This is a genomic window from Echinimonas agarilytica (genome assembly GCF_023703465.1).
Lineage (GTDB): Bacteria > Pseudomonadota > Gammaproteobacteria > Enterobacterales > Neiellaceae > Echinimonas > Echinimonas agarilytica.
In genome coordinates this window covers 569376-595506 of sequence record NZ_JAMQGP010000002.1, presented here as the reverse complement: position 1 = coordinate 595506, position 26131 = coordinate 569376, and the positions used below count along the sequence as shown (strand labels likewise).

Sequence of the window (26131 nt, the reverse complement as noted above, 5' to 3'; positions counted from 1 at the left end):
CAAATTGATCTCCGTGTTTGTTAAAAGCAGACAACTAGAATGTCACCTGCACCGCATTCGCAGCATTCACTGCTTTTTCAACCGCTTGATCAATTGATTCTCCACGCGCAAGTGCCACTCCCATTCGCCGCTGTCCGGCTATTTCAGGTTTACCGAACAAGCGAAGCTGGGTATTGGGGGCCGCCAGCGCTTGTTCTAGGTTGCCAAACTGGGTTTGAGACGAGTGACCTTCAGGCAAAATTACAGCCGAAGCGGACGGCCCATATTGCTGAATAGCCACCACAGGAAGACCTAAAATAGCTCGAACATGCAGTGCAAATTCCGACACGTCTTGTGAAATTAGTGTCACCATTCCTGTGTCATGCGGGCGTGGCGACACTTCACTGAAGTAAACGTCATCACCTTTAATAAACAATTCAACACCGTAAAGCCCGAATCCGCCGAGCTCTCGCACCACTTTTTCAGCAATCTGCTGAGAACGTTCAAGAGCTTTGGGCGTCATCACTTGAGGCTGCCATGATTCTCGGTAATCACCATTTTGCTGGCGATGTCCAATGGGATCACAAAAGTGAATACCGTCCACAGCAAACACCGTCAGTAAGGTAATTTCATAATCAAAATCAACAAACCCCTCAACGATCACTCGGCCTTCACCGCTTCGCCCCCCCTCTTGAGAGTAATCCCAAGAAGCTTGCATATCTGACGTTTGTTTCACCACGCTCTGACCTTTACCAGAGCTGCTCATGACCGGTTTAACCACACACGGACAACCAATGTTATCCACGGCTCGCTCAAACTCCGCTTGTGTATCTGCAAACAAAAATGGCGATGTTGGAATCGATAGGGTTTCAGCAGCTAAGCGACGAATACCTTCGCGATCCATGGTCAAGGAGGTGGTGCGAGCATTTGGAACCACGCTCACTCCCTGAGCTTCGAGCTTGATCAGCTCATCGGTTGCAATGGCTTCAATTTCAGGAATGATCAAATCAGGTTTTTCTCGTTCCACCAGCGCTCGCAAGCCTTCCGCATCGAGCATATCGAGATGAGCCTGTCGGTGGGCGACCTGCATTGCTGGGGCATCGGCATAACGGTCCGCAGCGATGACTTCTACGCCTAAGCGCTGCAACTCAATAGCAACTTCTTTCCCCAACTCACCGGCACCAAGCAATAGGGCTTTGGTCGCGGAAGCAGACAATGGTGTACCTAATTTCATCGATTTGAGTTCCTTAACTAAACAGCCGTTGAGTATAAACCATCGCTTCACCAAACTTTTGATCGATGCAAAGGTTTATCAACAATCCCCTCGTCAAGTTCCGCTGCGATGAGAGGCATAGCTGTGATCTGCAAGAGTTAGCCTGCGCTCAAGTGCATTTTCACCTCGTAGATTATGCAATCAATGGCAACAATTCAAAGCTCACCCTGAACTCAGGAATCACACTCGCAGAGTTACCTGACAGCACCGCTGGAGTTCGATGCTAAGTTGCTATCCCCCTATTTTCTTTCAATACTTTTGGAGATATATAAGGTTCTTGCTCTGTACGGTTTTCATGGCCGAGTTCTACTTGGACATCATTTTGAGATACTTCAACAAACCCTTGCTGAGCAATATTTTCGTCTTCCAACTTATTGATAACGGTGGTGAATAAGTCATTTATTTCGCCGCGGAATCCGGTATTCCAAACCTCTCGACGTAATACAAAGGGAGCTCTTGGGCCTCTACAATCAATTTCATCACCAATTTGCTCAAAACAAACTCCCACCATTTTTAAATGACGAGCTAGGCGCGTTTGTACCGTTAGGTAAAGAAATTGGCGCTGCTTGGACAATCGATACTCAGCAGCGACAGCAACGTATAGCGCGATAACAACAATCGGTAACTGACGCATTCTGCGGCTCAAGTAGCGTGCTTTGAGCCCGATACTGCGATATTGTTTAAGCACTGCTAACCTAGATATTTCAGCCACTTGTGGCTTGCTCCACAAGTTTGGGTTCCACTGCTCCGGTTGGTATTTCAATGCAGTATATTGCTGCATTGGTAGACCTTGCTCAGATTCATACTGCGGCAGTACGGTGCGAATCGTACCCACATATTGATCGGTTTCAACATGCTTAATCAGGAAGTGATGAGAATAGGCATCAAAAACGTCTACTTCCATCCCCGGCCATGCTTCGCGTTCGTAATGATATTCTTCGCAATACACTTGATGTCGAATTGAAAACACTTGATGAATAAGTTGCTTCGTATTTGCGAATACTATTTGGTATTCATCAAAAAAAGCACGCACTAACCCCAAGTTCATGAAATGAACCTCTTCTTATTTGAATCAAAAACGCCTTGGCGAGTAACACCATTCCCCAATACTGAAGTTTGAAATTAGTCGAGCATTGGCAAGCTCGCAAGGCAAAACAAGAAGAGAGTTAATTTATTGATTGATATATAAAAATGTTAAATTTATGTTAAAAAATAAATAATAAAAACTTAACCAACTTAGTGCATAATACAGTGTCATTCAAAATATAGATTGAGCTCATACTCTCATTAAAAGCGAGCCATCAAACCTGCCGTGATTTGATATTGCCACCACACATCACTTTGCACCGCTCCAATACAGCCGCCACTGCAAAAAATAGCGCTGTTGGTGTCCATAAAAGTGGCAAAGACGCGACCATCAACCCGAACCCCCACGGACTCTTTGTAAAGCCACTTAAAACCGCCTGAAAAACCCATAGAAAACTCATTCTCAGTATCGAAGCTTTCAGCATCAAATTGGCTCATGCCTAACGATGCTCCGACGAATGGAATCATTGCCCGATCGGGCTCGGATAACTCATAAGTGCCGCCAATATGGTAATAACGAATATTCATGTCGTATCGCTGAGTGTCGAGCGTATGAAGATCTTTCAACGTTAAATCTGTGTCGGTCTGTCCTACATATAGCTCGTACTGCAAACGGTGAGAGCCTTTGTAGCGCTGTAAATAATTCACCACCATCGCAGCATGGTTGCCACTCTTGGTATCAAGCTTAAAATCATCTTCATCGCTGCTTTCAAAGCTATCACTCCCAGATGGGCCAGCTAAAAATGCCACATCCCAATTGGAAGCTGTACTCGAAAAATGAACAAAAAGTATCATGAAAAGCGGAACAAAATGGCGCAGGAGGCGTGGCATAAATACACTTTAACCCTATGAATCATAGATGAACTCTAACCATAGCAATGGACATAGAGGCTGACAATGTTGAAGACTTGTTATCTACCCAGATTGCTCCAAAGGCTCCTTGTTAGTAGCAGGATGGGCCATAACACTTGGGTTAACAATGTGTTAGCATTCGCCGATTTTTCATAACTGTGGAATTTCATAATGTCGAAAACGGTCAACTCTTTTGTGGGTATCCTCGCGATTACTTGGTGCATCAATGCCGTTGCTAGTATTGATGCCACCACATCCTTATTTATTTCAGAACATTCTTTAGTCGCAGCATCCGAAGTTGATACCATCGGCTCTGCGCAAGACTACGCGCCCTGGACCGAACAGATCGACGTCAACACTCCAGCTAGCAATCAAAGCTTTAATGGCTGGAGTTATCACTTTCTCGACGATAGCACCCCTTTGTTTGCTATCGATGAAACATCCTATAGCGCGCATAACATCTCTTTGAAGGTCGATATCAACAATGAGATGAGCGGTATGGAACATGTCAGCGGCTGGCAGAAAGACTTCATTGTCGACTTGCCCCCTGAACAACAACACTTATTAATTCGCATGAAGGTTAACGATTCAAATGCAGGTCTAGCAAACTGGCGCAGCCAGATTGCTGTGCAGTACCGTGAAGTAGGCCAAAGCAATTGGTCTGCAGCAACTTATGGCGAAGCAACCCAACACCGTATGTGGACCGATTTAATCACGCTGGTCAGCTTTCCCACGAATAGCCATATGACTCGCTATGAAATTCGAGTGATGCCTACAGTCACGGGCTACGGCGATGGCACTGTGAGTTTCGACGATTTAGAAATCTGGCGCGCCTGTTCAGGAGATGAGTGCTTACCCACATTGAATGTGGCCGATCTAGAGCCTTGTATCAATGGTCAAACACGCTCGCTCATTTCACTTCAACCCGAATTCGGAACACCCTCAGATCAGCGTGCAGGTTTGCAAAGCCAGTTTGACTCAGTCCACGAGCAATGTATCGCGTACGAGCTGAGCGCCGATTACTTGATTGATACGGTTGGCAAGGGCCTATATGCCATCACACTGCCTGATCGTTCCGACTTCATAGTATTGGGCACTGGAAGTATTACGCTCGCACCCACATCAACCACAGACAACATCAGTTCTGATTATCGGGGCATTCTAGCCATCTCTGGCGATCCTGACCGTGCCGAGTTTGTCGACTTCACCATAGACCACAACGCACAACATCGCTTACTTGAATCATACGATGTGAAGGACGCATTAATTCCCGCCGACGTGCGCTCGTCAATCGCAAGCTATGCCTCAGCCACTGGATTTGGTGACTTGCTGTATCAAGGCTTAACCATTAAGAATGCTGATTCTGTCGTTAGCATCTACAACAACCGCTACTACAGCGCTCCCACTGATATTTTAGGCCGCGCCGAGAGTGTCATTGTGAATCAAGTTACATGGCTCAACGGTACGACCCACGGCGTTGATTATGACCAATCGTTTGTCAATATCGACACCGACTATGGTGAAATCACTCATTCAAGCGTGGTAGGAGAAAGTTGGCTTCACGCACCTAGAACGGCATTTGAACCGCATTTTCGCTCGGGTTTTATCAAACACAATTACGTTGAGAAAACTCAAGTAGGTTTTAACCTTGCTGGCATCAGTCGGGGCGGAAAAGCGAACGACATTGTGTTGTCGGACAACGAAATGCATGTGTCACGCAGTGGCATCTTAATTTGGAGTGAAGGGATTGCACCTACTCATGCGCCTTTAGGATTAGACGGCGCTAAAGTGGACAACAACTTGGTCTATATGTATCCGCATGAGTTTCCTTACTATAACCCAACAGCGCCTTCGGTTCGAGTTGGAACAGGCATCTACTTTTATAGCGGCAGCAAATTTAATGGTGCAAATCGCATTGAAATCACCAACAACACCATTGAATACATGAATGGAAGTTTTTCATATCTGCAGCAAAATAACTCCAAATATGCGGGCGCGATTGGCGGATACAACTTTAATTACTCAAACGATACCGGAAATGTACCCGATAAAGCCGCTCTTGAAACGGTTGTGATTGATGGCAACACCATCAAACAATGTGAAGCCGCTGCAATATATTTTTATTTAGGTGAGATCAGTGACTTAACCATCACCAATAATACCTTTGATAATTGTGGGCTATTTGAACAAGACGGAAGCCAATCTTGGTACACACTCAATTTTATTGTGTACATCAACAATACTTTGCTCGGCCAAACTGATATTCGCGATAACTATTACATACATGACGAATTCAACTCAGACCTATATGACATCTATGTTCGAGATAGAGGCACCAATACAACGCTCATCGCGATCAGAAATACTAACCTTTAACACCTTGAGGAGTCACTCGGTGGGCACGGGCGACTCCTCATGCAAACTCTTGAGATCGTCCTCATACTCTTCATAGCTTTTGTCATTCACTTCATTCATGCAGTCACTATAATCCGGCTCTTGTAAAAGTCGGCACTGCTGTTCTTTATTGTGTTTAATGGCATTATACGCCTGCCGATCTGCACACCCACTCAGCGCAATCACTGCCACTAGCCCGATGATTATTTTCATCTCTCAATTCCCTCGTTTCTTTGTTCGTTAAAAACCGGCAACTCAACAATTTTGTGAACCCACCGCCATTTTGTAAACAATTTAACAACACAACGTTTACATTGGCAGAGTACTTCGTTCATGATGCAATGAGTTTAGCAATGAACAAAAATTGTTCATATCCGCTGACAATGGCAAACCAGTCGCGAGATTGGGACGCAAAACTTCCGGTCTCTAGAAAGATAGCGGGGTTACCAGCGTAACAGTGAGGATAGAAGTCCACTGTTTATCAGCCAGACTCAGCATTTGAATTTCGAAAGGACACATCTCAAATGCATTTACCAATGACTTCTAAACATAGCATTCATCCAGTTGCTTTATTCAATGCATTCCCAAGTGTAGAGAGAACAAAGCAAACCGCTCAAAAAATCTTCATAGCTCCACTCATTAGTCCGTTGCGCCCTCTGCAACCTCAACCGTTTTTTGCGGCGATAGAGCTGGCGGTTCGGCTAGACTGAGCCGCGTGCAAAACACTCTTATTTCCTTCCCCCGAGGAGAGATGAGCAGGCTGCGCGACTCAAATACTTCTCCCAGCTAAAAAGTATGCCCGATGAACATTTGAACATTCGAGCCTTCGCCGCCTTGTGCTATGTCGACGCGTACCACAATACCTTCTGCATCAACGCGCAGTCCTGCTCCAACATCCCACTTTAAATCTTTGTGTAACTCAGAATAATCCCACTCATCGTGAACACGCCCTACTTCAGCAAATCCAACCCACTGCCACCAAGGGATATTCAGATATTTTAGTAATGGAATTTTAGGAAATGGATTGTATGCCGGCATATGTCGATATTCGGCGGCATAATATACGGCTGACCGGTCATTAAAACGCGCGGTGCTATAGGCTTTCATTCGATCAAGGCCGCCCAACGTCGACCCTGCAAATGAGGGTGGGCGATGAAACACCTTGTCCTCACCTCGCTTATCAAATGAGTCCCACGTAGGCGAATCTGAATACCATAAATTTAACGCTAGAACACGTTGCAGTGCACTTTGCGTTTGTCCAAAGCTAAAATATTTGGAAGCTTCAAACTGAATAGCGGTCCAAGAGGCGCCATCATCATCTTGCATTCCCCAATCTCGTATGACAGAAAGTGACTGTCGGCTTCCCTGAGTTGGGTTTCGATAATAATCGGTATTATCGTAGTCTAAGAAAAATGTAAGCCCATTGGTTTTAAATTCAGCTTGGTTATCAAACTCATCCTCTAGATCTTGCTCTCGATAAAAAGCCTCAACATCAAATCGTGTTCGGCCACTTGTGAATGGATTCCATTCTCGCGCGCCGGCTTCATACCCGGGAACCAACAACCCTTGCTGATCGACCACAAAGGTATGCAGTGGATCACCGCGCCCATCACCAATGGGCAGCAAATACCTAAAATTCACACGATGATAGTTATCAGAACCTTTGCTTAATATAAAATTATCTTTATCAGAGTCGTTGCTCCCAGCCCTTTCATCTGGAAAGTTGGGGTTTCCCGCGCGGTAAGAATCGAACTCTCCCCAGTCACTTGTGAGCAGTTTTAAATCCACAAACCATCGATTCGACAAGCGATAGTCTTGCAGGTAAAGAAAGAAACTAGAGGAATCATTGCTTGAATAAAAGGCATTGGCCACCATCACGGTTTGCGGTTGCAAATAACCAATCCCAAAAAATGCAGCAGCCACCGCAAATTCAGTACTGTCATTGTAAAAGGCGTAAGGCAATAGCGCGTGCTGTTTTTCTACAGGTAAGTCTTCTTTGCCCTGAACTTTGACAAGGTTGATCGCTTGAGACGCGGACGTAACAAATAAACTCACAACAATAAAAATGTACTGAACCGATTTCACTCAATAACCCCTTGGCTAGAAACCGCCCAACGATTGCAACGCATTAGTTTTTGCCTACACGACCCCAAGGAGTCATCGCCACATAGACCCCCCCTAAAACGAGCAGCCCAGCAACTAGCAATCGCAGGGTAATGGGTTCGTTAACCCATATAATTCCGCCTAGGGCCGCAATCATCGGAACCAATAATTGCACAAGACCCGCTCGGTTACCCGATAGATGTTTTAATGCAACGTACCAAATAACATAGCCCAATCCAGAGGCAATTGCTCCCGATGTGATCGCCAAAATAATTCCTTTATCGCCCAGTGAGTGTTGTTCAGGAATAAGAAGTATCAAAGGCGTGGCCATTACAGAGGCTCGTAGGAAATTGGCTGCCGTTGCACTCATTGAGTCGGTGCTAGAACGTCCAAGTACGGTGTAAAAGGCCCAGCTTACACCCGCCAAAAGCATCAATAAAAAGCCAAAAACCGTAGGCTGTTGAAGTTCGGGAAGCAACCAATACACCAAGCCGCCGGCAGCGCAACAACCTCCAAACAGTTCAGATTTAGAAATTCGATGCCCTGAAAATGAATGAATGATCAGCATCGACAATTGCACAGCGGCAAATAAAACAAGTGCGCCAGTGGCGGTATTCAGCGACACATAGCCAAAAGAAAATGCTGCTGCGTATGCAAACAATGCAAACCCTGCCAACCAACTTCCTTGCGATAAAAGCCCTTTCATTCGATTGGTAAATAGAGCAATGATTAGCAAGGTTCCAACAGCAGAAAGTAATCTCACCAAGGTAAAAAATGACGGATCGACGCCCTCATCTTTCAGTGCCATTCGGCACAAAACAGAGTTAGCTGCGAATGCAATCAATGCAATAGTTGTGAGAACAATAGGTTGTAATGCTTTGGGCATATTGCCAAATACTTAAAATGAGCCAGAGCACAAACCATACGCAATTTTAGTACAGGCGAACAGAGAAAAAGGGAGGCGTTTTTTGAAAAGGAAAGCTCATTTAAAACACTAAGACTTTGTCATCCCTAACAAAGTCTGAAAACTTACTGCTTCAACAGTGAATAGCCTAAGGCGAAGGAACAAACACATTCCGGATGCCAAGGTATTGTTCTAATTTCTTTTTATCCACCGTTTTTTCACGAAAAGTGTGGCCAAAAGACACAAAAATCCACTGCATGCCTGTCACGTCAGCCGTCACTTCCACTTTTTTCCAGTCATCCGCAATGCCCAACTTAGATTTGCTGACCAAATCTTTAGCGTTGGGAATATTTGCCTTGCTCGCACCGGCTGCTGCCCATTCACCATTACCCGCTGTCATTTGGAAGATTCCGTCCCAACTTTCACTGGGCACGCCCCAAACTCGATACGACAACATGGGCAGTTTATTGGGTGTAGACGGATCCGCATCTTTACTGAAATATTCAAATGAAAAGATTGAATTTCCTGTTAATTGAAGATCAGTGTTATTGATGACAAATGCTACACCACGGCCAAATTCAGTATTGGTATCTCGGTGAAGTACTTGTGGTCCATTGGCAGAATCGAGTCGCCAATCAAACTTGTCACTATTTGCCCCGGTTTGCGCAACAGAGATCCAAGCTCCAGCCCCTACAGGTAAAGGTTGAATGTCACTGTAAGTGATACCAAATGTCGACTTTGAAGAGCCATCTCGGTTGGTTTTATCCACGCTGTATAACGTGGTATCTGTAAGTACGTTGCTAATGTATACCTTTGCTTGCTGCTCGACTTCTTCTGATGGTGTCGTTTTACATGCAATTAAAACTGCGCTGCACAGCGCTAATGTAGTAAAATGTAACAATTTCATTATCTTAGTCCATATTAAAAAGCCACAGAGTAAAAATTTACACGCTTAATATGAAGTCGTTAATAGACGTTGTAGCCCCCCCTATGGAGTATTTAGCTCAAGGTTCATAAACTCGAATTAGGTCATAAAACGGTAGCCTGCACCGTACACCGACTGAATGAGTTCTAGTGAATCGTCGAGGGTTAGTAATTTTTTACGCAGCTTCTTAATGTGGCTATCAATGGTTCGCTCACTGACGATTCGATTGTCTTGATACATGCCACTCATCAGCTGATCCCTTGAAAACACTCGACCGGGTTCGCGATGTAACATTTTTAGAATATGGAATTCAACCACCGTCAATTCCAGTTGAACACCGTTGTATGCCACCATAAACTTGGTTTCATCAAGGGAAAAACCAGTATGAGACACGCCATCAGAGTCCTTTGGGCCGACTCGCCTTAAAATAGCTTTGACTCGGGCAACAACCTCTCTTGGGCTAAACGGTTTACAAATGTAATCATCTGCACCCAGCTCCAACCCTAACAAACGGTCAATCTCCTCCACTCGTGCAGTGAGCATTAAAATAGGCACATCTGAAAACTGGCGAATTTCTTTGCACAACGTCATGCCATCTTTGCCAGGTAGCATCACGTCTAATAAGATGACGTCCGGCTGATACCGATGTACAGCTTCAATCGCTGCATTGCCATGATCAACCCATTGAGTGTGATAATCAGATTGCGTCAAATAGTCGACCAATATAGACGCCAATTTAGGCTCATCTTCTACGATTAATACAGACGCCATTGCACAATGTACCTTTATGATTTAACAGTTGGAAAAGTCATGATAATTGCCAGCCCACCCGCTTGAGAAGTCTCGGCTTCAACGCTTGCCTGATGCGCCACAATAATTTTTTTGCAGATCGCTAAGCCCAAACCACTGCCTCCTTTAGAGCGAGTTCGCGCTTCATCCACGCGATACAAATGATCAAATAACTTGGGCAAGTGCTCGGCAGCAACACCTTCACCATCATCTTCTATTTGCCACACAACACTGTGTTTTTCACGCCGAGTCGAAACCACCAATTGTGTTGCGCCGTGAGCATAACGAATGGTGTTTTGAACCAAATTATCGAACAGCTGATTGAGCCGAGTCGGATCGGCCTCCACCATGCATTTTTTAGCTTCAAGCGACATCACCAGCTCAATGCCAGCATTAGCCAACATCAAACTCAACGATTGTTCTCGCCAGCGAATTAAATCGTTCAGGTTGAGTTGTTGTTTTTGATATCGCAATGCACCAGCTTCAGCACGAGTGAGGGCATGTAAATCATCAATGAGTTTTTGAAGGTGCGACAACTCTTGATGCGCCGATTGAACATTTTGTTCAGACAATGGCCGAATGCCATCAATCATGGCTTCAAGTTCACCGCGCAACACCGCAACCGGCGTACGAAGCTCGTGTGCCGCATCTGCAAGCCACCTTTTTCTGGCGCTTTCGTTTTGCTCAAGTGTCATTGCTAGCTCATTAAAATCTCGACCAAGCTGTCCTAATTCATCGGATCGTTGGGTGGGCATTCGCAGATCATACTGGCCTTGCGCCAATTGGTGTAAGCCCTGAGTTAAACGCTTGACCGGTGATAACATATGACGCCCAAGCGGAATACTGCAGCCCAGTACGCCCACCAGAAGCACCAACCCTGCGGTGATCATGTATTGATGTTGCTCTTTTACAAAGTCAAGTTCGTGCACATCTGACAAGTTCATGCGTTGCACGATGTGCAAATATCCCACGATCTCCTCATCAACATTGATCGGCAATTCTGAGTAAAATGAACCTTCCTTGACGCGCCCAACCACAGGCTCTCCTGAGGCATAAGTCACCACAAATTCATGAAAGCCCGGCAAGCGTTCCAAGCGCCGAGTTGGAGTTTGTTGCCTTTCAAAGCTGGCTTTCGGTGGTGGCCGGCGCATTTGATTGGCTTCACGAGTCCCAGCCGCTGGGCGTTCAGCTTTCTGATTTATTGGGCTGCTTTGTTCTGCGTAGCGCCCCGAGTCCGGAGGCAATCGTCTTGGCGGTGGTGGGCGCTTCTGCACACGGGCATTCGGCCCATTGCGAGGGACTTGAGGAATACTAATGCCGCCGTTTTCCAAATGGCTGTGCAACGTATGATAAAAACGTTCAGGGTCAGATTTTAACGAATGCCATTGGTCGCTGCGGTACTCATCTTGCAGCTCTTCAACAGCTGGCGCTACGGCACTATGTTGTTGGCTATTAATATAATCCAGCACCCCTTCATCAATGCTTCTTTGCACCAAAAAAACCAACGCTCCTACCAACATTAAGCTCGTGCTCAGTAATACCAAAAATAATTTTGTTTGTAGGCGCATATGAACGGTTCCAGTTATTTCGTCAGTATTACACCTTGTCCATCCACAAAGGTAAACCCAATCACAGGGGTTTCAGTCAACGCTGAGATAACTTACATATTTGTTGCACATTTACTGACCATTTGATGCACATTGGCCTCCTAATCTAGACAAGTACTTTCACCCAACAAACGCATGAGTACTCGGTCACCCATTACCGTTTATTACCCTTATCTTGGAGAAACATGAAATGAAAATGGAACTGAAGATAGAAGAATGCAAGCTTGCTCAGCCTGTTTTGGGAGCCTTTACTGCGCCCTATTTCATGCGCCCACACCGTTCTCCAACGCGTACAAAAGCGCCATCACCTTCTAACGCAATGCAAACCTTAAAGGTTTGGTCGCAAAGTGTTCTGATGACAAAAAAGCCCGGCATTGCGGGGTCTAAAGAGCTCTTTCTCAAATCAAGGTGTTTTGTTACTCACGAAAGCGATATGAACTGCAGTACCTCATTGAAATAGCCCGAAATAGAGTGCTTCGGGCATCTGCTGTGATTTATTCAATTATTTCAACTTATACTCATGATCAGGGTAGAACTTACTCTCCACCACTCGCATTGGAATAATGGCTGGCCGAGCGATAAATGGTCTGTCTAACGTCCCTTTAGGGTTACCAAACATGGTCGCCCACCAGCGTCCCTCTTTGTCTTTAAACAGGTTGTTATGCCCTGCGCCAATGGCAGAAGTATAACGCCTGCCAAAGGGTCCATAGGGTGAGTCAGACGTGGCAATGACCAGATCGTAAGAATACTGTTTCACTCGCTGCTTCTTGCCATCTTTAAAGCTTTCAGCCTTGTGCTTGTTACGATACATAAAGCTACCGTCGGGCAATTTCAACGACCAGATAGCCTGTATCAGGTGATATTTGCCAAAAGCTTTTAGCATAAAGGCTCCTTCAATATAGGGCTCCGCCTTGTATTTGGACTGCTCTATTCGCTTTAGCTTTTCAGCCAAGCCGCTCATGTCTGGCTTCATTTTGGCAATATAGTGATTGTGGCCCACAAAATAGACTGTGCCGTCCTCATCTTCAAACAGGCTACCATCAATATTGTTAAACATTGGGCCCTCTTTATTAGCCTCAATATTCTCATAGGGCCCTTCTGGTTTACCCGAGGTGCTGCGCAAAATATAGGTTCCACGGCCATTGGGATTTTCCGGCGTACAGGCCACCACAAAATAGTTTTTCTGACTCTTGAGGTAGTGGATCTCTGGTGCCCACGCAGTGCGGCGCTTCTGCTTCACCGGGTTGCCATTTAGGTCCACCTTCTTCTTTCTCTTTTGATCGAAGTAGTGATCTTTTTGCCAGAAATCGGTGGTATAGAGATCCAACACTAAGCCACGATACTCCCACTCTTTCAGATCCGTAGATCGCCATAAAGGAATGCCCGGCGAGTCATCAAAGGCAGTGGGCCTATCTGGCATTTTGTAGGTGCCCGTAAGGTAATAGTAACCATCTGGCCCCAATGTGGCGTAGGTGTCACGCAACCAAGTATCAAAAAGGGGCTTCACCGATCTGGGCACCTGAATATCAGGCCGAGACACATCGATATCGCCGTAGTGCTCGGCTTCTTGTTGAATAGGTGGGTTTTGGGCTGCCGTAATCTGCAAGCTAATGGCCACCAATACCATGGCCCAAATAGTTTTAAAGATCTTCATCATTTATTCTCCATACCTGCAAATTCAGGCATTATCTTTTGTTAATTTGCTTGCGAGCCCTACTCTCTCTTGGCTCTTGGAACAATTCATCAACAAAGGCATTACAGCCCACACTATGGAGTTACCAGAAACCAATTTCGATTTACCACCGCTTACTGCTCTGCTTTGTTCATGCGCAAAGGTAATAGGCTTTGCGCGCTTCAGCAGTAAAAGAGGTATGTAGTGGTATAGTGAATGCCACAATTACCAAGCCAGAACAGATAGCGACAAAAACAAAAGCTCCTAGCCACCCCCGTGACTTTTGCGAACTAGCAGCAGCCTATTGAAATCAAAGGTATGGGTAAATAGAGATTCTCGCATGCTTGCTAAAGGTTTTTCAGAGGTATTGCTTTTTTCCATCAGCAAAACATACGCCCATCATAGACTATTCTCTCTCATGATTGTTCGCGGTCATAAGTCGCTATCAAACACCACCACAAAAGAACACCAACATACTGTTTTTTATATCGATTTAAAGCCAACATTCAGAAAACAATCAGTGAATGATGCAGCCTCTAATAAACCCTAACAAACCTTCACCCATACAAAACATTTTTTCAGATTTAATAAGGGATACTAAAATAGTTTGTTATCGCCAACGGAAAATTAGAATGAAGTTCACAAACCGATTCTTTCAGGCTTTCCTGCTCTGCCTGTGGCTCTTCGCCACAACAGCTAGCGCTAAAGGCCCCAATATTTTAGTGATCATGACCGATGATCAAAATGACTGGTCCTTTTACGGTGACCAGTCGCCTATCAAAACACCCAATCTGGATCTACTCAAACAGCAGTCCGTAGTGTTTAACCACGCCTATACCGCCTCTCCTGTTTGTGGTCCTTCCCGCACTGCATTTTTCAGTGGTCTGTACCCCCACACCACGGGCGGTTATTACAACAAAGCCGACTTTTGGCGCAAAAAAGGGCCACTAGAAAACATTGAAACCATGACAGAGCTATTTATGCGAAATGGTTACATGACTTACGGCCACGGCAAGCTCTATCACTCAAAAATGACCAAAGAGCGAAATAAGAAGAATTGGAGCAATAAGACTTCCGGTGGCGGTTTTGGCCCCTGGCCGAAAAAGAGCAATTACATTCAGACAGCCAAACAAAAAGGTAATAAGTTCTTTTCCGTTGAAGAGTGGGATGGGCCAGACAGCGACTTCCCGGATATTCGCAATGCAGATAAGATGCGAGAGTTCCTGAGCCAGCAACATGATAAGCCCTTCTTTGCAGTTTACGGGTTGTGGCGTCCCCATTCTCCCTATACCGCACCAAGACGCTTCTTTGACATGTATGATCCCGAGTCCATTCAATTTCCTGCGGGCTATAAAGCAGATGATCTGGATGATATTCCCGCCGCCGGTCAGGTTTTTTCAAAAATTTGGAAAGGGCGTTGGGACTTGGGAGGTGACAAGCAAAAAGCCAACTGGCGCCGGGTTCTGCATGGCTATTATGCCTGTACCAGCTTTGCCGACTGGAATGTGGGTCAGGTGATGAAAGCCCTAGATAAAGGCCCCAATGCCAAAGACACCATTGTGTTGTTCTGGTCCGATAACGGCTACCACCTAGGGGAAAAACACCATTATGAAAAAGCGACGGTTTGGGAGCAAGCAGCTCGAGTACCGCTGGCAATTCGCCTACCTGATGGACTAAACGCAGGTAAGGTTGTTCAGCAGCCCGTGGTCAATGTGGACTTCTATCCGACCTTAGTTGAGTTAGCGGGGCTTGAGATGCCAGCTAACCCTATTGATGGAAAAAGCATGGTCGAATTGCTGAAAGATCCTAATGCTCGTTGGGATCGCCCAGCCATTAGTTCCTATGGTTCAGGGGTTGTATCAGTGCGTGATATTCGCTTCCGCTATATCCAATACCCCGATGGTTCAGAAGAGCTTTATGATCACGACAACGACCCTCACGAGTGGACAAACCTGGCCAATAAACCCGATTATGACAAAGTTAAAGAGCGCCTGAAAAGGTCTTTACCCACAAAGTGGTATCCCTCTTTAGGAGGGCGATTTAATGAAGGTGCCATTCAAAAGCAGCAATTTCATTAAATGCCAAACACCCCCCTTCCTTAAACCACAGTGCGAGCGCCCAAGGGCACTCGCACTGTTACTTCTTTATTAATCGGTGTTGTTTCATAAGCTAATAAATGTGAGAAAGTCACAACATGTGAATTAAAACTTCGCGCGGACTCCTACCGCGTAGCGCGCACTGTTTTGAGTGGCTTTAATCAGCTGTTCTTCATAGCGGCCATAAATCCGTTGCTCTTGCTCAAGCACGTTCAGCCCTTCCACAAAAACGTTGACAGTGTCATTGATGTCGTAGCTCACGCTTACATCAAGTTGACCATACGACTCAGTGTACTGCGGCTCTGTGCCTGCTTCGGGTTGACCCAACGCCGATAAGAAATCATCTCGCCAGTTATAAGCTACCCGAGCTTGCAAGCCATCTTTGTCGTAGAATCCCGATAAATTGTATGAATCACTCATGCCTGGCAATGCAAATTGCTCTTCGATGGACTCAACATCGTAGTCAACGTCACCGCTGACAAAGGTAGCATTTGCAGATACACCAAACCCTGTGTCCCAAAACCAATGCTGCGCGGCAATTTCCCAGCCATGCATAGTTAAGTTTTCCACATTATTGGGCTGTGATATTTGCCACTCAGTCAATGGATCATCGGGCGTTTGAAGTATTGGGTCTGTGGCTCCCAAACCTTCCATCTCACGAATTTTAGCAACGAGGTTTTCCTCTGTTGCCGCTATACCGTCATTGGCTAACGCGTCTCTGGCTGCTTGTGCTCTTGGGCCATTGTATGGATCACGAATGCCATCGTAAGTGACTCCTTCGTCGAACACAGTCGCAATAAAGTTACTCACATCTTTATTAAACCAGCCCACTGATACGTAGCTCGCATCGTCATAGTAGTACTCAATAGATACGTCTAGATTTTCAGAGCTATAAGGGTCGAGATCGGGGTTACCCTTGCTTCCGACTCGGCTACCCACTTTAGGTGAATTGGTTAATGAGGTTGTGCCGCGCATCGCCGTTAAACTCGAACGTGTCACTGTTTTGCTGTACGAAAACCGAGTGTACAAATCTTCAACGACTTCCAAACTCAAATCTAAATTCGGTAAAAATACTTTGTATTCGCCTTTGTCGTTAGAGAATGAGCTATCGGTAGCAAAGTTGGTTTGCCATTCATTGGGCCCATTCCACTGCATTGATTCGGCAAGGCGCTCCTCACTGCGCGACGTAACATCGGTCGATTCGTAGCGGAACCCAGCCGTTACATTTAAAGGCATATCGTTGAATTCGCTTTCAAAGTTCAATTGAATGAAAGCGCTATCGGTTTTTTCTTCAATGCTATGGTTTGAAATGGGTGTTCCAAAATCGGCTAGATCAAAGCCGTATTTGTCACCTGCAGTGGCAAGCACCTTGCCAAAGTCATAACGATAATAATAAGGCGTTAAAATATCGCTGCCGCCGCCACTGAAGTCACTAAGGAAGTTACCCCCGAGTTCAACTCGCTCCATATCACCGTGAAACTCTTCTCCGCTGTCGCCGTACCAACTTGTTGGGAATTGGTTGGAATAGTTTTTAGCCGTGGTTTCGAATTCAGTTCGAGCAATCCCAAAATCAATCGAGGTGAGTGAATCATTGCTATCATTGACCCAAGTACCACTCAGTTGAAATTGATCAACGTCGGTATCATTCATGCCTGCATTGTTCATTGCGAACAAGGGCCGGTAGTCCGATGCTTCAAGGCCACTCGAATCATTCCAGTTCATAGCTAATGTGGGAATTTCATTGCCACGCGCATCGAATGTAAAGTCGGATGACGCCCCGGCAGCGCCCAAGATCATGAATGAAAAGCTACCATTGTCCACCGCTTCCGCTTTTGCATTGGAGCTGTGAGCATCGAAGGTTAAATCGAGCGTGTCTGTGACTTGCCATTTAAGATTGAATCCCAGGGACTTGTTTTCATTCTCAATGGAATTATTGGCAACTCGGGCCATGTAATCACCACCGGTTTCTTTTGCAAGAACATAGGTGCCATGTTCATCAATTTCACCGCCTAAGAAATTAGCAGCGCTACCATTGAGCCACTGCCCCCAAGCGGTAATTTCAGAATCGAGCTCTAGTTTCGAGTAGGTGTAGTCGAGCGTTGCTTCAATGTTATCTGCGGGCGCCCACTGCAACACCAATTGACCATTGGTTCGTGTGCGCTCATTTTCAGACTGACCGAAGCCCATGTTGCGCGCATACCAAGTGTTACCATACGGATTTTGGTTATTATCAACAATCGGGCCAGTAGACGCAGAATGATCGGGATTCGACAACCACCCATCCACGTTGGCATATTTTTCAGTGCTATCACGCTCTTGATAGGCAAACGATAAACCCACCCCAAACGTATCATCAGCAAAGGTATTGCTCACTAAACCTGAAATTTCTGGCGTCCAATCATCTCCTTGCTCCACGCTTCGGTCGGTCACGGCCTTTACGCCAACACTGCTATGGAAACCTGCTTTGTCGAATGGTCGAGCGGTTTTAATATTAATCGTAGCGCCTATACCGCCGCTCGATATGTCCGCTTTACCTGTTTTATAAATTTCTACACCTGAAACACTCTCTGATGCGATATTTGCAAAGTCATATGAGCGAGTTGACTCTGCTCCAACCTGAGCTGTTGGCATCTGACGATTATTCAACATCACCAAGTTAAACTCGGGACCAAAGCCACGAACCGTAACCTTACTCCCTTCGTTGTTCACCCGGTCAATCGATACACCCGTGATCCTCTGAAGTGATTCAGCCAAGTTTGTATCTGGGAACTTTCCAATATCCTCAGCGGAGATGGCATCAACAACCCCGGAAGAACTGCGCTTGATGTCTTGAGACTTAATTTGTGAACCACGAATTCCCGTAACATTAATGACTTCAACTTCGTCGGTGTTCAGCCCTGCTGACGGCTTTCCTTCATTTTGAGCATAAGTCGACATACTGACTGAACCGAGTACCACTGCAATTGCACTGGGAATTGCTGCTAAACGGAATAGAGATTGCTGCCTAGAGTTCATCTTTTACTTCCTTATTTTGGAATTTTGTTTGTTATAAGCCGGCCCCGTTCGCGCAAAACTAAGCACAGGTGAGTACAGGCTTTAGGGCAGAAAATGACTTCAACAATGGGTTTCAACAATGCTCTGTCCAAACGTCCCAACGTTCATGATAAGAAACTAGAACCCTTTTGGACTTTACAATAAATACTTCAACATCAACTCAACCACCCCTGCGAAGACATGTTAACGGTAACAACCAATCTCACACCCTCCCCTTGATCCAGATCAATAAACAGTAACCACAATGTTAACAAGGTTTAATTAATGTGACACAGCAATAAAATAAAGGCTATTTAAGCAAATAAAAACCTGAAAAATCGTTCTCTCACGATCTAAGACAAATTAAATGGAACCATAAAACCAAGCAATGTTATCGATAACAATTAGAGACATTAAAAAGCCGCTATTGATGCAGCGGCTTTTGTAAGTGGGTTTGAAACTTCCCTAGGTATTAAAGGGTTTTAACAAACGCTTTGACCGTACTCTTATCTGAGTTGGAAAGATGACTGTGTTGTCGATCTCTTACCCCCGTTACCCCCAGTGTAGATACAACAGTAAGGGGGCGCTGCGGTAAAGGTAAGGTGATCTTCTCAACGCTGTATATTGCGCCGCACTGAACTCTAATAAGGCTCCAGCCTTAGTGAGCCAAAAACTTCTGATGAATTGTCTACCATAGGCGAACCACGCCGAGTAAAGACAGACAGCCCTTAGCATGCCGTGCGCCTTTTCATAAAAGCTAATCAGGCTTAGCGTAAAAACGCTCCCCCTTATACTCCATTTGAAACACAGCTGGCCGGGCGACAAATGCTTTCTTCAGGCCACTTTCGCGCGGATTACCGAACATAGTCGCCCACCAGTTGCCCGCTTTATCTTTAAAGAGGTTATTGTGCCCTGCACCAATAACAGACGTATAACGCGGCCCAAACGGGCCATAGGGAGAGTCCGCCGACGCAATTACTACATCATAGCTATAGCGAGCCTCTTTTTGCTCGCTTTGGGTCAGTACGCTGTTCTTATTCTTATAGTCTTCATCATAGGCATAGCTACCGTCTGGTAATTTATAGCTCCAGATAGCATGGATCAGGTGGTATTTACCGCCCTCTTTCACCATATAAGCCCCCTCTATGTAAGGCTCATTGTCATATGGTGTTTGTTTGATAACCTGATAGGGTTCAGCAATATCGCTCATATCAGGCTTCATTTTAGCGATATGTTTAGCGAGGCTAACCAGGTAAACGGTGCCATCTTCATCTTCAAACAAGCTGCCATCAATACGCGAGTTCATTGCCGTAGTTTCATTCGCCTTAATGTTAACGTAAGGCCCTTCGGCTTTGCCGCTGGTGCTGCGCAAAATATAAGTGCCCCGCTTTGACGTTTCGCTATTGTAGGGCGTACACGCAATAATGAAGTAGGTCTTTAGGCTTTTAATGTAATGAATTTCCGGTGCCCACATGGTACGGCGCTTACGCTTAACGTCGTAATTTTTTTGCCAGCTATCAACTTTATTAAAATCAAAAACATTACCAACAAACTCCCACTGCTTGAGATCCTTAGAGCGCCAAAGCAAAATGCCTGGAGTATCGTTTCTGGCATTAGGGTTCCCCTCAATCTTAGAGGTACCGGTCAGGTAGTAGTAACCATCGTGTCCCAGCTTGACAAAGGTATCTCGCATCCACTGTTCAAACAGAGGCTTAGTACTCGCGGGCACCTGTAAGTTGGGAGCTTTTACGTCCACATGACCATAAGGAAGATTGCTTTCAGAAAGACTTTGATCCTGTTTTATATGATCGGCCAGGATGTGGGCTTGAAGACAAAACGAACTTGCCAATAAGCCCAGAGAAATTGCTTGAAAGATAGTTTTATACATTGCTGCTCACTACTTAATTGCTAGCTTACAGAGATCTGTAACGTAGCAGTATGAATAGAACATTCAGGTATGGCTTCAGAAAAAGTTTCAACATTTTTAATGAAAGCTCCTGATTCTGTTGATCTCTAGTGTACGCGAATCAATCAAAAACGCGGTATTAGGACGAATAATGCTCAATTGACTCAGAGGATCCGGAATTCTTTCTTCAAAAGTACCACAAGGATGTCAACAGGGGCGTCTATGCCGGCTGATGCTTGTTTCAAAAATCCCTATCCCCTTTATTTTTGCTTGTTTGCTGTTTCCATACCCTTCTTACTTGAAGATGCTTGGGTGTTGGCTGCGCTCGTTCACCCCAATTACTAAGTTTACTAAGCTCATGGGCTGAACTCCCTTGCCGCCTACAAGCATCTCTAATTACTTTAGGTATCAAAGCTCAAAACACACCAAGTTCAAGAGCATACCGCAAAAAAACGAGTCGAAACCAGCCCCATTAGTTAAAAGTAAATGATGGTTTTGTCGGTGTTCAACCGAAGTCATGTTAAGGGAAACAACCCATCTCACACCGTCCCTTTGATCCAGATCAACAAATCGTAACCACAATGTTAACAAGGTTTAATTAATGTGACACAGCAAGAAAATAAAGGCTATTTAAGCAAATAAAAAACCTGAACAATCGTTCTCTCACGATCTAAGCCAAATTAAATGGAACCATAAAACCAAGCAATGTTATCGACAACAATTAGAGACATTAAAAAGCCGCTATTGATGCAGCGGCTTTTTTAAGTGGGTTTGAAAATTCCCTAGGTATTAAAGGGTTTTAACAAACGCTTTGACCGCACTCTTATCTGAGTTGGAAAGTCCGTTGTACGCAGAGCGTACGCCAGATGCGTCACCGCCATGGCGTTGAATTGCTTCTTCTAAGCTCGTTGAAGCACCATCATGCATCCACAACACATCGCGACCGTTGCGCTCAAGAATGTTGAGGTTGTGGCCTAAGCCCCAAAGTGCTGGTGTACGGAAGTCACCTTCACCCAAATCCCACAACTTCATGTCGGTATATGGACGAATCGTCAAGTTGCGTAAGTGAGTGTCTACATCAGCACGTGTTTTCTGAACCGGTGTGTGACAGCTCGCACAACCAATGTCGTTAAACACTTTGTCACCTTGAACAACTGTCGGATCATCGTATGCACCTGGATCTCGGTTTGGAACGGTTAGCAACTCAGTGTAAGCCGTTATCAAGTCAACCACAGGGTGGTCCGTACCAGCATCGATTTCAGAGAAATCTACATTGTGGTCATTCTCAAACGCATTGATGATTTGATCTCTTACAGTTGGCGCAGAGCCATCCCAAGCGAAACCAGTTTGTCGACCTTCAATCGCTTCAAGAAGCTTCACACCGTACGTAGGCATCGGCAAACGTGGACCTTTAGCAGTTTGAATCACTTCTGAACCACGACCATCGCGGAAGTGACAGCCACCACAAGTACGGCCACCGATTTGGACGTCTGGATCATCGAACGTAGATGAACGCTGCTTACGTGGGTCCACACCATGGAACAAGTGGTGCCCCACGATGAAGTCATCAACCATTTGCTCTTTGTGAACAGTGGCTAAAGGCTGAGTGAACGTAGCGTTGTATTCAAGATCTGAGTAAGCACCTGAATCAGAGAACCACATTGTGGTACCGGCTTTACCTGCTGAGTTCAAACGAACATCACCGTATGCCCCCCAACCTTGACCCACTGTGTAGTAAGAGAAGTCATTATAAGTTTGAGCACCACTTGCTCCGGCAATTGCACTAATTTCGAATTGAATCACCTGACCGTAGCTGAACACATCACCCCAACCTAGGTTACCGCTGGTTACTTCTGCGAAGAACTGCTGACCATTCGGACCACCATGGCTACGCATCGCTTCGTTACGCAATACGTCTCCTGTTACAGTGCCTTGCATGCTTACGTTACCTGGTGAATCGTCAACCCAAATGGTGTAACGGTCCAAGAAGCGAAGTGAGTCGTTGTTATGTTGTGCATCCAACACAGCTGCAGTTGTACCATCACCAGAAATTGGGTGACGGAAACGCATCCAGTTCGCAGAACCATCGCTAAATGATTCATACTGAGGGCGACCATTCACAACTGGCAAGCGTCCACCTTCAGTCGTGAAACTACCTGTGTAAATGTAGCCCGATGCATTGTTGTTGTTCAACGCAGTTGGGTGATCATAGCGGAAGAAGTAAATGTAAGGTTCAGAACACTGAACAGTCGCAGTACCGCCATTGAACGCTGCACCTTCATACGTCATGCCGTCATCTTCAGAACAGTAAACTTCAAGGCCTGAATCACCAGCTTGTTTGATGATGCTTGGACCCCAAGTCCATGTGAACGTGCTGCCATTCAAGTCAAACGCGAAACCATAGATGGTTGGTTGAGAACCATTTTCTGGTGTTTTGAGATGTTGAGACATATGTGGTGCAGGGCCAACAGCATTCTCATTGTGCGGCACTTGGTTTTCAGTGGAGTTGTGCGAGTTAAACTCCCAGTCTAAGTGAGCGAATGAACCAGCGTTTCCACCAGTGTCGCCACCTGTGTCACCAACACCAACGTTACCGCCATCCCAAGAGAATGAGAAGGTTGGGAAGTCGTTAGAACCTACGCCAGGAACTTTCAACTGTGGGTTGTATGTTTGGCCGTTTGCGAAGTTCGTATGATCATATTCCCAACGATCACCATTGAATTCCGCAGGGTAGCAATCCGCTTCACCATCTTTACAGAGGTAGAAAGTACCCGTTGTTGGCCAATCTGGCTGAGCTAAGAACCAGATGGTTGCACTGTTGTTGTTCAACGCCGTTACGCCGTAATCCGTAATTTCGCCGCCTGTGTCACCACCTGTATCGCCACCTGTGCCACCGCCAGTATCACCACCTGTGCCACTTAGCTCTGCAACAAACCATACGCCATTCACGCCATCACCTATGGTGTCGCCAGCTTGGTTATCGTTTGCAAAGAAGTACAAGTTGTCTCCATTCAATGTCACCTGCAAGCGACCGTCATTGCGCGCCAACGTACCAAGGTTTACACCCGCTGGAGCTACGATGTCGTCTGCTGAGTCAACAACGAGAGGAGGCCAAGTTGTCGCACAGCCACCATCACATTGGCTAGTACCGCCAGCATCAACGGTGAAAGTGTAAAGCGTGTAACCCGGTAGGCTTGAGTTCTCACCACCCACTAAGAAGTCACCAAATTGAGCATTTGATGAAACGACTGCAGTTGGCGCATCAGGGTTACCACCAGTATCGCCACCTGTGTCACCACCAGTATCGCCACCTGTGTCACCACCAGTATCGCCACCTGTGTCACCGCCAGTATCACCACCTGTGTCACCGCCAGTATCACCACCTGTGTCACCGCCAGTATCGCCACCTGTGTCGCCGCCAGTATTACCACCTGTATCACCGCCACCAACTTGATCAGTGCACGCAGACGTAACTACGCCAGCTCCAGGGCTCACGTCATTGGCTGTAGCAATACATTGCCCAGTTGAGTTGTCTTGTACTTTGAATTCAATGGTGTAGCTGCCTGAGGTGAAGCCTGTTTCAAGCTCATAGCGCTCACCATTTAACTCAGGTATACGGCAGTCTCCATTCACACAAAGGTAAACGAAACCTGCTGTTTGACCACCGTCGTAGTGATAAAGCGTTCCGTCAGCTTCTAAACCGAAGACGAAACCAACGCCACCACCTGTGTCACCGCCAGAGTCACCACCTGTGTCGCCACCTGTTGTGCCGTTGAACACAATGTAATCAACGTTCATCGCTGATTCGCCATTGTCAAAACGCACTTCTACGGTTGCGCCTTCAGGAATAGACACATTGGCTGTGGTGGTCGAATAGTTTCCGCCCCATGCACCCGTTGATGAAAACGGCACATTATTATCAGCACCGTTCACATAAACCGAGATTTGGCCTGACTGCTCTGATGCATAAACAATGTCTAAGCTATCGGAAGCCGGAGCATTCGTGATTCGGAACCCTGCTCCATTGCTACTAATATACGCAACACCAGAACCGCCAGAGGCAGAGCCATCGGAGTAAACGCTCGCGCCGCCCAAGACTTGACCCGCTTCCGCTTCAAATTCAATAGGATCTACGCCTCCGCCGGTATCGCCACCTGTATCACCACCTGTATCGCCACCTGAGTCGCCACCTGAGTCGCCACTTTGGCCATACCCGAGTTGTGTAAAAAGATCAGGAGAAGAACGGTAAATCAGAGTTTCATTCGAGATGTCACCATTGTCCATCTCTGTTTGCCAATTCGCTTTGATTGCTTGGTTTGACTCTACGCGACTATCACCCCAATAGCCTTCGTTGCCAGAGGCCCAGCGAGATTGTGCATTCCAATTTGCATTGATATACGTGACCGCTTTTAAATGTTCAGAGTAACTATCTATAAAATCGAAATAGCCTACAAACCATTCATTCCAGATTTGATCCGCCGTTCGACTTTGGCGATTGGTTCCTGTGGCGGCATCGTCTGAATAACTAAGTTCACCAATGGCGTAACGCTGAGGAGCCGATTCATTGATCATCAGAGGCTTATTGCGTTGAACGGCAAAATCAGCGGTCTTTCTAACCTCACGGAAACCACAATCTTGCGGGGAAAAATATGACAGTCCAATCCAATCAACATATGCATCGCCTGGATACCATTGTTGGATGTCTGAATCGACAGGACAGTAAGACATTGTCTGCCATACCATGGCGATACGATTGCCGTACCCTTTTTCCTGAACACGATCGTAAACATCGCGGAACGACTTAATTAGATCTGTTGGGTTATGCCCATTCCAAGGCCCATCTACTTCGTATGCCCAACGCAAATAAACGGGACGGTCATATCCCGCAAGCGTGTCGAGTAATATGTCGATATTACGGTTGTGCTGTCCCTCAGCAACTTCATTGATCTTACCGTTCATCGACACGCCAACTACAAGCGCACTGTCGGGGTAATTTTCGGCTATCTCGGCAATATTATTACGGCCGGCGCCGGCGTCTGCATTACTCAGTAAACCATCTAATTCAACAATGCCCACATAATTAGTGACACCAGCAGGGACGATTCCCATGCTTGATGAATAGTTGTTAATACTGTCTGCGTCTTGCCCAATGGTAAATAAAACTCCATTATCCGGAACAAATTTACCCTCAATTGCAATGGCAGAAGCTGACATTGCGGTTAAGGCCGCGCCAACACACATGCCGAGCATGCGCCTTGAAACGCGATTGTGAATATCCATGAGTCTCTCCTGAATCTCTGATTTACAAATCACAACAACAACCGGCCACTGTCGATTGATGTTTGTGTTTTATTTCGCTTTTTCTGTTTGCTCTGAAAAGGCGGGCACAGACCACAGCAATAGAAAGACTATTCATTTTTATTTTTGCTTTTCTATCGTTCTGTTATTCAAAGCTAACAACAGTGATCACAATGAAGTTTCAGAAAAGGTCCGGAACAAGCCTCAACTTAAT

General features: G+C 45.9%; 16 protein-coding genes and 1 riboswitch. Of the genes, 3 read left to right on the top strand and 13 right to left on the bottom strand.

Annotated features, from left to right (window positions below):
- Positions 1-34: 34 nt before the first annotated feature.
- The 3 genes from purT to NAF29_RS06850 form a co-directional block, all read right to left on the bottom strand.
- The gene (purT, locus tag NAF29_RS06860) at positions 35-1213 is read right to left on the bottom strand and encodes a formate-dependent phosphoribosylglycinamide formyltransferase (RefSeq protein WP_251260735.1); all 1179 of its coding nucleotides are present in this window, start codon (positions 1211-1213) and stop codon (positions 35-37) included.
- A gap of 262 nt (positions 1214-1475) precedes the next feature.
- A complete protein-coding gene (locus tag NAF29_RS06855; RefSeq protein WP_251260734.1) occupies positions 1476-2300 on the bottom strand; it encodes a PEP-CTERM/exosortase system-associated acyltransferase in 825 nt (274 codons plus the stop codon).
- 239 nt (positions 2301-2539) lie between these two features.
- Positions 2540-3169 (bottom strand): hypothetical protein, encoded by a 630-nt coding sequence (locus NAF29_RS06850; protein ID WP_251260733.1) that lies wholly within the window; start codon positions 3167-3169, stop codon positions 2540-2542.
- Positions 3170-3361: 192 nt separating this feature from the next.
- Between NAF29_RS06850 and NAF29_RS06845 the strand changes: the two genes are divergently transcribed.
- The gene (locus NAF29_RS06845) at positions 3362-5566 is read left to right on the top strand and encodes a right-handed parallel beta-helix repeat-containing protein (protein ID WP_251260732.1); all 2205 of its coding nucleotides are present in this window, start codon (positions 3362-3364) and stop codon (positions 5564-5566) included.
- Positions 5567-5578: 12 nt separating this feature from the next.
- Here NAF29_RS06845 and NAF29_RS06840 read toward each other — a convergent pair whose 3' ends face one another.
- The 6 genes from NAF29_RS06840 to NAF29_RS06815 form a co-directional block, all read right to left on the bottom strand.
- Positions 5579-5797 carry a hypothetical protein gene (locus tag NAF29_RS06840; RefSeq protein WP_251260731.1) on the bottom strand — a complete coding sequence of 73 codons (219 nt, stop codon included), beginning with the start codon at positions 5795-5797 and terminating at the stop codon, positions 5579-5581.
- A 162-nt stretch (positions 5798-5959) separates the two neighbouring features.
- Positions 5960-6035, top strand: a riboswitch (cyclic di-GMP riboswitch).
- A 335-nt stretch (positions 6036-6370) separates the two neighbouring features.
- Positions 6371-7669, bottom strand: coding sequence for a BamA/TamA family outer membrane protein (locus NAF29_RS06835; RefSeq protein WP_251260730.1), 1299 nt, complete (start codon positions 7667-7669; stop codon positions 6371-6373).
- 43 nt (positions 7670-7712) lie between these two features.
- Positions 7713-8573: a DMT family transporter gene (locus NAF29_RS06830; protein ID WP_251260729.1), complete on the bottom strand. Its 861-nt coding sequence runs from the start codon at positions 8571-8573 to the stop codon at positions 7713-7715.
- Between the two features lie 166 nt (positions 8574-8739).
- Positions 8740-9498 (bottom strand): hypothetical protein, encoded by a 759-nt coding sequence (locus NAF29_RS06825; RefSeq protein WP_251260728.1) that lies wholly within the window; start codon positions 9496-9498, stop codon positions 8740-8742.
- 117 nt (positions 9499-9615) lie between these two features.
- The gene (locus tag NAF29_RS06820) at positions 9616-10287 is read right to left on the bottom strand and encodes a response regulator (protein ID WP_251260727.1); all 672 of its coding nucleotides are present in this window, start codon (positions 10285-10287) and stop codon (positions 9616-9618) included.
- A 14-nt stretch (positions 10288-10301) separates the two neighbouring features.
- Entirely contained in the window at positions 10302-11873 is a 1572-nt protein-coding gene (locus NAF29_RS06815) for an ATP-binding protein (protein ID WP_251260726.1), read from the bottom strand.
- A 229-nt stretch (positions 11874-12102) separates the two neighbouring features.
- Here NAF29_RS06815 and NAF29_RS06810 point away from each other — a divergent pair, with 229 nt between their 5' ends.
- The gene (locus NAF29_RS06810; protein ID WP_251260725.1) at positions 12103-12372 is read left to right on the top strand and encodes a hypothetical protein; all 270 of its coding nucleotides are present in this window, start codon (positions 12103-12105) and stop codon (positions 12370-12372) included.
- A 42-nt stretch (positions 12373-12414) separates the two neighbouring features.
- Here NAF29_RS06810 and NAF29_RS06805 read toward each other — a convergent pair whose 3' ends face one another.
- The gene (locus NAF29_RS06805) at positions 12415-13569 is read right to left on the bottom strand and encodes a family 43 glycosylhydrolase (RefSeq protein ID WP_251260724.1); all 1155 of its coding nucleotides are present in this window, start codon (positions 13567-13569) and stop codon (positions 12415-12417) included.
- Positions 13570-14216: 647 nt separating this feature from the next.
- Here NAF29_RS06805 and NAF29_RS06800 point away from each other — a divergent pair.
- Positions 14217-15662, top strand: a complete 1446-nt coding sequence (locus NAF29_RS06800) for a sulfatase (protein ID WP_251260723.1) — start codon at positions 14217-14219, stop codon at positions 15660-15662.
- 123 nt (positions 15663-15785) lie between these two features.
- Here NAF29_RS06800 and NAF29_RS06795 read toward each other — a convergent pair whose 3' ends face one another.
- The 3 genes from NAF29_RS06795 to NAF29_RS18220 all read right to left on the bottom strand — a co-directional run bounded on the left by NAF29_RS06795 (position 15786) and on the right by NAF29_RS18220 (position 25899).
- Positions 15786-18695: a TonB-dependent receptor gene (locus tag NAF29_RS06795; protein ID WP_251260722.1), complete on the bottom strand. Its 2910-nt coding sequence runs from the start codon at positions 18693-18695 to the stop codon at positions 15786-15788.
- Between the two features lie 775 nt (positions 18696-19470).
- Entirely contained in the window at positions 19471-20601 is a 1131-nt protein-coding gene (locus NAF29_RS06790) for a family 43 glycosylhydrolase (protein ID WP_251260721.1), read from the bottom strand.
- Positions 20602-21408: 807 nt separating this feature from the next.
- Positions 21409-25899, bottom strand: coding sequence for a di-heme oxidoredictase family protein (locus NAF29_RS18220; RefSeq protein ID WP_285817619.1), 4491 nt, complete (start codon positions 25897-25899; stop codon positions 21409-21411).
- Between the last annotated feature and the right edge of the window lie 232 nt (positions 25900-26131).